Origin of the sequence: Microcystis sp. LE19-84.1B, assembly GCF_027531875.1 — a bacterium.
Lineage (GTDB): Bacteria > Cyanobacteriota > Cyanobacteriia > Cyanobacteriales > Microcystaceae > Microcystis > Microcystis panniformis.
The window spans coordinates 1-11,600 of sequence record NZ_JAPZSR010000325.1 but is presented as its reverse complement, the minus strand read 5'-3'; the positions used below and the strand labels follow the sequence as shown (position 1 = coordinate 11,600).

Annotated in this window: 11 protein-coding genes and 2 pseudogenes; 9 read left to right on the top strand and 4 right to left on the bottom strand. The window is 41.9% G+C overall.

Translation table 11 applies throughout. From position 1 onward, the window contains the following. From O9324_RS18395 to O9324_RS18380, 4 genes and pseudogenes are all read left to right on the top strand, one after another. A pseudogene (locus O9324_RS18395) lies at nucleotides 1-325 on the top strand (photosystem II q(b) protein); the annotation flags it as partial. Between the two features lie 109 nt (nucleotides 326-434). Next, nucleotides 435-998 carry a Uma2 family endonuclease gene (locus O9324_RS18390; protein WP_193959817.1) on the top strand — a complete coding sequence of 188 codons (564 nt, stop codon included), beginning with the start codon at nucleotides 435-437 and terminating at the stop codon, nucleotides 996-998. Nucleotides 999-1,061: 63 nt separating this feature from the next. Continuing rightward, complete coding sequence (locus tag O9324_RS18385) at nucleotides 1,062-1,325, top strand: hypothetical protein (RefSeq protein WP_288140944.1); 264 nt, start codon at nucleotides 1,062-1,064, stop codon at nucleotides 1,323-1,325. Between the two features lie 169 nt (nucleotides 1,326-1,494). Further along, nucleotides 1,495-1,617, top strand: a complete 123-nt coding sequence (locus O9324_RS18380) for a hypothetical protein (protein WP_256377346.1) — start codon at nucleotides 1,495-1,497, stop codon at nucleotides 1,615-1,617. Nucleotides 1,618-1,912: 295 nt separating this feature from the next. On the opposite strand, the pseudogene O9324_RS27285 reads toward O9324_RS18380, so the two are convergent. Together O9324_RS27285 and O9324_RS18365 are read right to left on the bottom strand one after the other, a co-directional pair. Beyond that, a pseudogene (locus tag O9324_RS27285) lies at nucleotides 1,913-3,283 on the bottom strand (helix-turn-helix domain-containing protein). A gap of 348 nt (nucleotides 3,284-3,631) precedes the next feature. After that, nucleotides 3,632-5,020, bottom strand: coding sequence for a PLL family lectin (locus tag O9324_RS18365; protein WP_287628384.1), 1,389 nt, complete (start codon nucleotides 5,018-5,020; stop codon nucleotides 3,632-3,634). A 725-nt stretch (nucleotides 5,021-5,745) separates the two neighbouring features. On the opposite strand from O9324_RS18365, the gene O9324_RS18360 reads away from it, so the two are divergent. The 3 genes from O9324_RS18360 to O9324_RS18350 all read left to right on the top strand — a co-directional run bounded on the left by O9324_RS18360 (nucleotide 5,746) and on the right by O9324_RS18350 (nucleotide 8,053). Further along, a complete protein-coding gene (locus O9324_RS18360) occupies nucleotides 5,746-5,943 on the top strand; it encodes a DUF751 family protein (protein ID WP_002737592.1) in 198 nt (65 codons plus the stop codon). Nucleotides 5,944-5,984: 41 nt separating this feature from the next. Then, on the top strand, nucleotides 5,985-6,377 hold the full coding sequence (gene rbfA, locus O9324_RS18355) for a 30S ribosome-binding factor RbfA (RefSeq protein WP_288140941.1): 393 nt from the start codon (nucleotides 5,985-5,987) through the stop codon (nucleotides 6,375-6,377). Between the two features lie 95 nt (nucleotides 6,378-6,472). Further along, on the top strand, nucleotides 6,473-8,053 hold the full coding sequence (locus O9324_RS18350) for a glycoside hydrolase family 3 N-terminal domain-containing protein (RefSeq protein ID WP_288140940.1): 1,581 nt from the start codon (nucleotides 6,473-6,475) through the stop codon (nucleotides 8,051-8,053). Here the strand turns inward: O9324_RS18350 and O9324_RS18345 are convergent. Continuing rightward, a complete protein-coding gene (locus tag O9324_RS18345; protein WP_288140939.1) occupies nucleotides 8,050-9,249 on the bottom strand; it encodes a lipid-A-disaccharide synthase-related protein in 1,200 nt (399 codons plus the stop codon). The two genes, O9324_RS18350 and O9324_RS18345, sit on opposite strands and share 4 nt — an antisense overlap. Nucleotides 9,250-9,707: 458 nt before the next feature. Here O9324_RS18345 and tsaE point away from each other — a divergent pair, with 458 nt between their 5' ends. Then, nucleotides 9,708-10,178 (top strand): tRNA (adenosine(37)-N6)-threonylcarbamoyltransferase complex ATPase subunit type 1 TsaE, encoded by a 471-nt coding sequence (gene tsaE / locus O9324_RS18340; protein WP_002759256.1) that lies wholly within the window; start codon nucleotides 9,708-9,710, stop codon nucleotides 10,176-10,178. A 19-nt stretch (nucleotides 10,179-10,197) separates the two neighbouring features. Here tsaE and aqpZ read toward each other — a convergent pair whose 3' ends face one another. Continuing rightward, complete coding sequence (gene aqpZ / locus O9324_RS18335; RefSeq protein ID WP_223210275.1) at nucleotides 10,198-10,977, bottom strand: aquaporin Z; 780 nt, start codon at nucleotides 10,975-10,977, stop codon at nucleotides 10,198-10,200. Between the two features lie 350 nt (nucleotides 10,978-11,327). On the opposite strand from aqpZ, the gene O9324_RS18330 reads away from it, so the two are divergent. After that, the coding region (locus O9324_RS18330; RefSeq protein WP_288140938.1) for a helix-turn-helix domain-containing protein at nucleotides 11,328-11,600 on the top strand (273 nt) is incomplete at its 3' end.

The following is an 11,600-nucleotide window of genomic DNA, read 5'->3' as shown; positions in this document are numbered from 1 at the left end:
TTACTTCGGACGTTTAATCTTCCAATACGCTTCTTTCAACAATAGCCGTTCTCTGCACTTCTTCTTGGGTGCATGGCCGGTAATCGGTATCTGGTTTACGGCAATGGGTGTTAGCACCATGGCGTTTAACCTCAATGGTTTTAACTTCAACCAGTCGATTCTCGATTCTCAAGGTCGTGTAATCGGTACCTGGGCCGATGTGTTAAACCGCGCTGGTATCGGTATGGAAGTAATGCACGAGCGTAATGCTCATAACTTCCCCTTAGACTTAGCTAGTGGTGAACAGGCTCCTGTAGCTCTGATTGCTCCCGCTATCAATGGTTAATTCCTAGTCTGAACGAAAAGGCACTCCCGCGAGGGGGTGCTTTTTTGTTGTTAGAATTGGGGAACAATGAAAAACGCTGGAAAATGTTTATTCTTAAACAATCATCATTATGACCGCTCTCACTGGAAAATATACTCTTAGTCAATATTTTGAGCAGGAAATACAATCCCAAACTCGTCATGAATATCTGGATGGAAAAATTATTGCTATGACAGGAGGGACACCGACTCATAATCGCATTATTAGTAATTTATTAGTGGCTTTATATACTGGACTAAAGAATCAACCCTATGCCGTTTTTGTCACCGATCAGCGTTTATGGATACCTGAGCGTCAAATAGCTACCTATCCTGATATTATGGTGATGCCTGAACCTCTTATTTATCAAGAAGGACGCAAAGATACTTTAATTAATCCTGTTTTAATCGCTGAGGTTTTGTCTGCTGCAACGGCAAGTTACGACAGAGAAGAAAAGTTTGCCGCTTATCGAACCATTGCAACTTTTCAGGAATATTTATTGATTTCTCAGGAAAAATGTTATATTGAACATTTTCAAAAGGAAGGCGATCTTTGGTTGTTTACAGCTTATGAATCTGATAAGATAATTCATTTAAACTCTTTGGGGGTTGAGGTGGAGATAGCAGATATTTATAACAAGGTAATCTTTAGTTGAAGCTTTAAATTTGAAGCTTTTGTTATCATTAAACTAAACTAATCTTGGTCAGGAGTTAATTTTATGATAGCCCCTCAAATTATTGAACTGGAACAAAAGTTACGAAATTTTTCGTTTGAAGATAAACAATGGTTATTAGAACAGTTACACAAGCATTTAGAAGTTTTAAAAGAAAATGTAAATAGAAAACAGGCCAAAGATTTGATTATGGAAACATTAAATGAGGTTCAAAATATGCCCGATAATTGTTATCATGAAGTTTGGCAAAAATTTGATGACGCTTGTGTGAGAATTTCAGGAAACTTAGAAGAATCTGATTTACTATGATGTTTGCTCAAGATTCACCTCTTGTTATTCTTGATACTTCGGTTTTTCTTTCAGCTTTGTTAAGTAAAAATCCAGTGTGCCTTGTCAAATTATTCGTTATTGGTGAGAGGGTAGATTTAAGTTAGTTATTTCTCCTCAATTATTGGAGGAATTGGTTGAAAAACTATTAGTGAAAAATATTGACAGAAATGATATTAAGGATATTTTAAGGGCTATTTTTTATACTGCTATCAAAATTCAAGGCATTTATCAAGCAACGCTACTCGATCAGGTTGATCCAAATGATAAGTAGGTAGGCACAATTATTTGTAGGATGGGTTAGCGGTAGCGTAACCCATGCGGGTGTTGGGTTTCATGCTTCAACCCAACCTACGTTCATTTTATATTTAATTCCACCCACCTACTTAATATGTTTTTGGCAGCCGCTTACGAAATAGGTGCTGATTATCTAGTTTCTTTAGATAAAAAACACATTTTACCGCTAAAGCATTATCATACACAAATTTTATCGCCAAATTTATTCTTACAAGTCTTACAAAATAGTTAAAGGTAAAAATGCGATCGCATTTATTTGTAAAGAGATAATCCTAATCGTTAGGATTTCTTTGAAGATAGGATTTAAACACAGGATTAATGGGAAAATAGGACGAGGTTTCTGATGGTAATTTGTCCAGTAAACAGCGTCTCATTAATGACTGAATAGCTGCCCAAAATTGGGATTGAGAAAGGTCAAGATTAGCAGTTTTAGGAAATTTTTCTACCGCTTCAGTTTGATTAGCTAACCAGTGTATCACCTTTTTTTCTGCTGCGGATAAACGCTGTAAATGACATTCGATCGAGTTTTCTATATCCCCTAAATAAATTTCATTGTTCATTTGTTCTAAAAATAAGGATACTTCTCCATCAAATAGTTCAATAATGGTTGAGGAGATGATATTTAACCAGTTAGGATGACCTTGATAAAGTTCCCTCAGTTCTGTCCATTTCTCCTCACTTTTTAAACCGTATTCTTTGAAGATTTCTTCAAATTCTGTTGTTAAACCTTGCAGGTATAAAGTTTTAATTTTATCGGATTTTAAGGTGACAAAATCTCTGGGAAGTTCCCAACTAATTAAAATCCAACAACTTTGATGAGATGTGGTAGCAATTTGCTGAAAAAATTTATGATAATCCTGACAGTCGCTTAAATATTTACCTGCTAATTCCCCCGGTTTAAAAATATTCTGCACATCATCAAGAATAATTAAACAACGATAGGAGCTTAGATAATCTATTATATCAGGTAAGGGGGTTGATAGAGATTGGTTGAAAAACTGTTTTAGATCATCTTTGAGAGCGATTAATTGAGGAATATTTTCCAGGCTGCGATAAATAATATAATCAAACTGTGGGGCAATTTCTGAAACTAATTTAAGGGTTAAAGCTGTTTTTCCGATTCCAGTTAACCCATAAATAGTAATTAATCTAGTTTTATTATCTAGCCATTCTTTTAAGGTTGATATTTCTAACTTACGTCCATAGTTATACCTTAATTCAGGGGCTTTTGTTAGGTTAATTATGGGGGATTGATGATCATTATCTGGAAAATTTTAAGACTTTTTTAAGTTGTTTTCTGAATAGGGATTATTTTCTCTACAGATATTTATATGGTTATTGCCGATATTATTACAATGATAGTTAACAAAGTGATAAATAATAGATGAAGCTTTATTTTCTAAAATAGAACGAACATTAGACTTTTTTATATCTTCTTCAAAAACATCTGATAGCAGTTGCCATAATTTCCATGCTTCTTTTTTTATATGGTCATAACTGCGCTGATTATCTTTGGCAATTTCTTCGTAATCTTGATGTTCCCAAATACCCTGTAAGATGGATTCTTGCAATGAATCAAGATGTTTACCGGTTTTCTCTAATACCTGTTTATCTGTCCATTCTAAAAGGGTTTGAATATCCATATAAGTAAGTGATAGAACATTTGTATTGCTAGTTGGGATCAGGGAACAGATTTTATTTTTCTTGTTTTTTTATCAGACTAATAATCATTTTACTTCCCTCTTGCAAGAGATCAATGTATTGCCTACGAACATTGTACCCCATAAAGTCGGGAAGGCCAAACTGTCATACCAAATCCGCCTTAGAAAGTAAAGCTTGTAGTCATATTACTCGTAGGGTGCGCCCTTCAATAGCGTAACGCACCAATTTAATAATAGAGGTGGTGCGTTACGGCGAATTATTAATTTTGGTTTTTTGACTAAATTGATAGCCGCCTAACGCACCCTACACTCTACACTCTTAATAAACAATTAGCAAGTATAAGCATTTGATGTCCCTGTTGCTGATGCACCAGTCACCACATCAACTGCGCGAATTACAGCAGGATTAACTTGATTTCGCCAACAGTTGGCCTGGAAGAAATTAGTTTTTTCCGAAAACTGTCCCTGTGCATCTGCAAGATCTTCCGTCAGATGGAATGGATTCTTTTGATTGACTAGATTCTCAACATAGAACTTGACTCTTCCACCAGGGGTAAAACCTTTACCACTAACCCTTATGGCTCCACCAGTTTGATTCTTTGTAGTAAAAACAACGATTGATGGACTCACTGGTTTATCTAATAATTCCCAACCCTTCCAGGGGGAAACGCCATCCCACCACTTGTGCCAAACCCCATCATCCATCCCACGGGCAAAAACATCAAGCCTGTTAGTTCCCCAAGAAACAACTGTAGGAGGTCCTTGGATTTTGCCCCCCAGTGATTGCCATCCACTCCAACTGCTAGGACTTCCATTGCCATAATTATGATACACAGCCCCATCTTTTTGTTCGCGTATAAATACGTCTAGCCGGCCTTTGGACCATGCAACCGCAGCAGGAGGGTCAGATGTACCAGGTCTATTGGTATTAATTGGACCACCCACATCATACCAATCTAATTGTGATGGTTTCCAGGGAAATACTCCATCCCACGACTTGTGTTTAATGGTACCATCCCACGACCGGACGAAAATATCAATCCTCTCATCCCCCCAAGAAACAACCGTTGGCGATCCTTTTAACGGTGAGCCACCTAGTGTTTCCCATCCGCTCCAGTTGTTAGGATTGCCATTTCCATAGTTATGATAGACATTCCCGTCTAAACCGAGTACGAAAACGTCTAAACGACCTTTAGACCATGTTACTGCGGCAGGAGGCTCAGATGTTTCAACCCCCAGCAGGGGTTGCCAATCTAATTGTGAGGGTTTCCATCCCTTCCCATCCCACCACTTGTGGTAAATACCATTATCCGTGCCACGGGCAAAAATATCGATTCGATTATTTCCCCAAGAAACAACTGTAGGAGAACCTTGAATCAGACCACCCAGTAGTTCCCATCCTGCTAAAGGTTTATCGTTGTTACTTCCATAATTGTGATACAGAGCGCCATCAACACCGCGGGCAAAAATATCAAGTCGATTGCTAGACCATGCAACTGCAACGGGGTAATCCGTAATCCCTCCCCCAAGCGGCTGCCAATCAAAGTCAGATGGTTTCCACCCGGCGTTGTTGTCGAACCACTTTCGATAAACACGACCATCGACACCACGAGCAAAACAGTTCAACCAAATAGGGTTTTTTACTATTGGTTCTGCCTGTCCAAACAGGCTTTTGTATTTTGTGACAATTGGATAGGGAATTGTGGCAATTTTTAACATAGGATATACATGAATTAGGAAATAAGTGTTTAATTTTAACTATTCTTGCGAACTTATTATCGACCTTACTGTTCGACGAGCATAACTGTAATCCTAGACGGATTTTTTCCATACAACAGCCTTTTTAAGATTTTCTTAAAAATTATAATTTATCCATCTAATCACCCTCTACCCCAGCACCGCATTCTTAGTCGTTGCTGAATCAAGGTATTAAGGTATCAATGCCAACCTTGCACCCATCCAAAAGTTAGTTTGGAGCTAAGTTTTAAAAATCCCTATTCTATCGCTGTCATCCGGCTATTAATTATCCTCTTTTAGTTAGCCCAAATTCAGGGATCGATCGATGCCCGTCACGATCTTGAAAGTAGCTGTACCCTTAACTGTAAGTAGGTAGGCGTTAAAAGTTATCAGATGCCCCCCTTATCAAGGGGGGACTAAGGGGGGATCGGCACCCCCCTTATCAAGGGGGATCCCCCCGCCTTCGGCTTCCCCCCTTATCAAGGGGGGACTAAGGGGGGATCGAACCTAAAATCCATTTTTAATTTAATTATAACCAGCTACTTATCTAGAGTAGAGTGATTCCATATTTCTCTCCAGCCAGATAGTTATACGACTAAATAGTACAAAAGTCTCGAGATTCTGTTAAGTCCCATTAATCGGGCGGCGTGGCAGCATCGAAGCTTACTGCTATAATTACTTACGGACAAAGATAATAAATAAAATTTATGGGCGACTTTTTTGATAACGTGAGCCGTTACCCCCGCTATCTGATTAGCTTTAGTTTAGGGATTTTCTTCGCCTTTTTCGGCTGGTTGGCCCCTTTATTAAAAAATCCCCTCACAGCGATCGCACTTGTGGGCTTTCTGGGGGGAACTTTCGCCTTTCTTTATTTCACCCTCAAAGCCATGCTCGGATTAGCTTGATACAATGGTAAGGGTTTCGCTGTTTTTAGGGGACAAAAATTATGGCTAACGACCGTCGAGTATCTCGCGTGTCCTCGCTAATTAAGCGCGAGGTCAGCCAAATGTTATTAATGGAAATTAAAGATGATCGGGTCGGTGCCGGTATGGTTAGCGTTACCGATGTAGATCTCTCCCACGACCTGCAACACGCTAGGATTTTTGTGTCTATCTACGGCAACAAAGATGCAAAGGCCGAAACTATGGCCGGTTTAAAAGCTGCTGCGGGATTCGTCCGGCGCGAACTCGGTCAACGCATCCGTCTCAGACGTACCCCCGAAGTGGTCTTCCTAGAAGATTCTTCCCTTGAACGCGGCGATCGAATGTTACACCTTCTTGATCATATTAAAACCGATCGACCCCCAGAAGATGACGATTCCGATATCAGTGACCAGTGACCAGTAGAGGATAACTAAATTTAGGCAAAACTGGATTTAGACAAAACTGGGAACTTAAAACTTAAACCTGATAACTGATAACTGATAACTGAATAGTGAGCGATCGCATTTTATCCCTAAAAGAACGTATTGGTCAGATGATAGTAGTCCGCGCTTCCGGCTATCTCTTTGACCAACAAATCCGCTATCCTGCTTGGGAACCTGTCAACGCGACCCTAAAACATTGGTTAGAAACCCTCCACCTCGGTGGGGTGATTCTCTTAGGAGGCAGCGCAGCCGAAATCGCTCTCCGCAGCCAACAATTACAAAGTTGGTCCGGGGATAATCCTCTGCTCATTGCTGCCGATATCGAGGAGGGAGTCGGCCAAAGGTTTTCCGGTGCTACTTGGTTTCCCCCCCCGATGGCTTTAGGAAAAATAGCTGAAAAAAGCTTGACAAAAGCCACAGAATATGCTAGGGAAATGGGAGCAATTACGGCTAAGGAGGCCCTAGCGATCGGGATTAACTGGATTTTAGCCCCAATTGTCGATGTGAACAATAATCCCGACAATCCGGTTATCAATATTCGTTCCTTCGCTGAAACTCCTGAAATCGTCGCTAATCTAGCTCAAGCTTTTATTTTAGGGGCGAATTCCTATCCAGTTTTGACCACGGCCAAACATTTTCCCGGCCACGGTGACACCAGCAATGACTCCCATCTCGATCTTCCCATCATCAACCACGATCATGATCGCCTAGAAGCGATCGAATTGCCCCCCTTTCAAGCGGCGATCGAGTCAGGGGTTGATAGTATTATGTCAGGCCATCTGTTAATTCCCGCTTGGGATGCCGAATTTCCCGTCACTCTTTCCTCGAAAATTATCGGGGAAAAACTGCGCCAAAATCTCGGTTTTCAGGGTTTAATCGTCACTGATGCCCTGATTATGGGAGGAGTGACTAAAATTGCCAGTGCTGCCGCCATAGCAGTGAGGGCGGTACAGGCGGGGGCTGATATACTGTTAATGCCTCCCGATCCGATCGAAGCGATCGAAGCGGTGTATAGTGCCGTGCAAGGGGGTACAATTAGCGAAGCCAGAATTAATGATTCTTGGCAGCGTATTCAACGAGCAAAAGAGAAATTAGGGCAAAGACAGCCATCCTTAGAATCCTTAAGCAGTTTAGCGGCACCGCAAGCTCTAGAGATTGTCAGCGATATTTTAAAAGATTCCCAAACAGTTAGCGGTAATTTACCCATTAAAGCCACTCAAGGCCGCAATTTAATCATTATCGATGATTTACTCAACTGTGACTTTCTCGATCGCTCTTGTCCGGCGGTGACAATTCCCCGACAATGGGGTTATCAAACCCAAATAATCGACCGTAGCACCTTTAATCAGTCCCTCATCTCCCCGGAAACGACTCTCCTACAAGTATTCATCCGTGGTAATCCTTTTCGGGGTAGTGCCGGATTAGGGGAGGAAACGAAAGCTATCTATCAAGCTTTGCTGAAAACCGGACAGATTCAAGCATTGATTATTTATGGTAGTCCCTACGTTTTCCAGTGGTTTCGTCAACAAAGCGGAGAAATTCCCCATCTTTTCAGCTATGGACAACAACCAAGCGCCCAAAAAATCGCCCTAGAAACTGTTTTTGATTGGCCCACTAGGGGCGAAAATCAGACCGATACTTTCATTTAAGGGCAAAAATTGTCTAGTAACCATTGGGCAATGCGATCGGAGGCCCCGGCCGATCCCATTCTCTGACGACCATTAACGGCGATTTCTTGCCACTGTGGGGGATTTTGTAATAAATATTCTAACTTGTCTGCCACTGACTCGGCACTATCGCCTAAGAGAATTGAACAGCCTAATAAACGCTGTTGCAGTTTGGCAAAATGGGGAGTAAACTGTGGTCCAGATCCCGCAATTGTGATCGCTGGTTTACCCAAACCGACGAACTGTTCCGTGGCAGTTCCCGCCATGGCGATGGCCAGATGGCAGCGGCCTAAATATTCGGCGTAATCCCTTTGAGAAATAGTTATAAATACCTCTTGACAAATAAACTTATTTGTGCTATGTTCTCGCCAACCCCGGGAAATTAAAGCAGCCGTAAAAGATTCTAGGGGGAGAGAAGGAGCGATCGCCGCCAAAAATTCCAGCTTGTAATCGGGAAAACGGCCGATCATGGCGGCCACAGCTGCGAGAATTTGCTGCCAATTGTGGAGAGATTCGGGAAAGCGCGAACCGGGTAGCAGCAGAATAGTTAGGCAATCTTGGGGAAAATCGCCCGTTATCGAGGGTAAAAGGTCATCCATCATCGGATTACCCCCATCGACAACGGCAATTGACCACTGTTGTAAAATTTTGCTAGTTAAACTATCCCGGGGAAAAACCCCCCGACAGCGAGGACGGGCCATTAACCAGCGTTCCCAGGGATAATAGTAGGAACCCCAGAGGCGATCGATCATCGAGCTACTATCTAACCATCCCTGCTCATCCCGGAGATAGTATTCTGATTTAGCCGTTCCCACAAAAGCATAATCTGTCTCGCTCAACCAAGCAAGGGCCAGGGGTAAGATATCTCCCACTGCGACAATTTTTCCCCCTTCTTGGCCCCAATTTTTGACCAGACGGTATTGACGGGAGGTTAATCCTAATAATCCCTCCCGCAGATCTCGCCATAATTGTTTGGCATCCCTGGTGATAAAACCCCCAGAGGGCATTTTTTGACCTCGATCGAGAAGGGGAATCCCCAGACGAGTATAAGCATAACCGTTACCCACTAGGGGTAAAGCAGTAATACCCGGACAGTGGGGAGATGATTGCAGTCTTTTAATAATCCGGATTGCGATCTCATCTTCACCGTGGCCATTACTCAAAAATAATAATTTCACTTTTTTTCTTAACTTCTGGCTTAAAGTCCTAAACTTCGGTTGTTTTATTGCCTTCGACCCTAGATAATGCTGATGGTTAGGGAACAATCAATTTTATAAAAGCAGTTAACCAACTCCCATTTAGTCTAATCTACCGGAAGGTTTCACCGATCGTTTATCTCTGTCTTGATGGCGACTATTTGACCAAAGGCAAGACTAAGAGATAAGAGATTAGTTTAACTGCTTCTATTTTTCTCGATCATAAAGACCAGATTGAGTCTCCCAGAGCCAAGGAGGTCAGAAAGCTGCTCTGATCGCTATATTAAAATCAGTGGTTAATTGGCCTCCTAAGTAGGGAGGCACAATTATTTGTAGGATGGGTTAGCGGTAGCGTAAACCATGCGGGCGTTGGGTTTCATGCTTCAACCCAACCTACGTTCATCTTATATTTAATTCCACCCACCTACTTAGCGGAAAAAATGATTATCGACTTGCCTGATCGAGAAGCTACTGTCAATTTAGGGGAAAAACTGGGGCAAACCCTGGCCCCTGGGAGTGTAATTTTATTAAAAGGCGATTTGGGAGCGGGAAAAACCACCTTAGTACAGGGAATTGGCTTAGGATTGGGTATTCAAGAGCCTATAGCTAGTCCTACCTTCACCCTCGTTAACGAGTATAGCGAAGGCCGCCTTCCTTTGTATCATTTGGATTTGTATCGTTTGCAGGGTCAAGATATCGAGGCGCTGTACCTAGAAAATTATTGGCAGGGAATCGAGGTGGATTTAGGGATAGTGGCGATCGAATGGTCGGAACGTTTAACTTTTTTGCCGGAAAATTATCTAGAGATTACTTTACTCGATCGAGGCGAGCAGGGACGACGAGCGCTGCTCAATTTTGTCGGTGGGGACGAAAAAAATAGCGACCCCACAGGAATCGCTATCAGCACTTGACTCTTTAAGCAATCAAACTTTAGCGGTAACTTTCCACATCTTCTCTAACTTGTCTTTCTTCTAATGTTTCTTCAAAGAAACTATTGTAGAGGAAACCCGCAGCCAAGGCCCCAACAATGGGAGCAATCCAGAATAACCATAATTGACCAACGAGAGCCATATTACCGCATAAAAGAGCAACACCGGTACTACGAGCGGGGTTAACGGAGGTATTGGTCACGGGAATGCTAATTAAGTGAATTAAGGTCAATCCTAAACCAATAGCGATGGGAGCAAAACCCGCCGGAGCGCGTCGATCGGTAGAGCCTAAAATGATAATTAAGAACATGAAGGTCAAGACCACTTCCGTGACCAAAGCGGCGAATAAACTGTAACCACCGGGAGAATGTTCTCCGTAACCATTGGTGGCCAGAGGGTTACTGCCTCCCAGAGCGAAACTAGGTTGACCACTGGCAATAATGTAGATAATTACCGCCGCTAAAATCGCCCCTAAAACTTGAGCGATGATGTAGGGAAGTAGTTCCGAACCGGGGAAGCGTTTCCCGGCCCAGAGACCGAAGGAAACGGCGGGATTAAAATGTCCCCCCGAAATATGCCCGAAAGCGTAGGCAAGGGTAAGAACCGTTAAACCAAAAGCGAGGGAGACACCCACAAAAGAAATCCCCAGATGGATATTAAAATCAGCACCATCTACGACACTCTTGGCTTTACCCACAAATACTGCCGCTAAAACGGCACTACCACAACCGCCGAGAACGAGCCAAAACGTCCCGATGAACTCTGCTAGATACTTTTTCATCTCTATATCAAGGTTGAATGATTTTACTTTTAGGTTATCTCCCATCAAAACGGATTAAACTGTTATAAGATATTAAAAAATAGTTATTTTTTTATCTTCAATTTGCCGTTCTCATGGGGAAACTATCAGCCTTCCAGGGCCAGAATACTAAAAAAAATCAGTAATTTCTGATAATTTTACACTTTCTTTAGATTTATCTTCTATCTTGATGTCTGATTGGTTTTGGCAGTGGTTGACCCTTTTCGATCCTAGTTAATCATCGAAAATTTGGGTCTGAAACCCCGTCGTTCTACGACGGCTTTACTGTTAAATATTAGCGCATTTACACGATATATGCTAGAATGCGAGATATGGAAAAAGCCTATTCGTTTCGATTTTACCCCACACCAGAACAAGAGTCGCTATTGCGGCGCACTTTGGGCTGTGTAAGATTAGTTTACAATAAGGCACTCCATCTCAGAACACAAGCATGGTATGAAAGACAAGAAAGAGTAGGATATGCTCAAACTTCTTCAATGTTGACCGATTGGAAAAAGCAAGAAGAATTAGACTTTCTCAATGAGGTAAGCTGTGTACCTTTACAACAAGGGTTAAGACATTTACAAACAGCTTTTACTAATTTC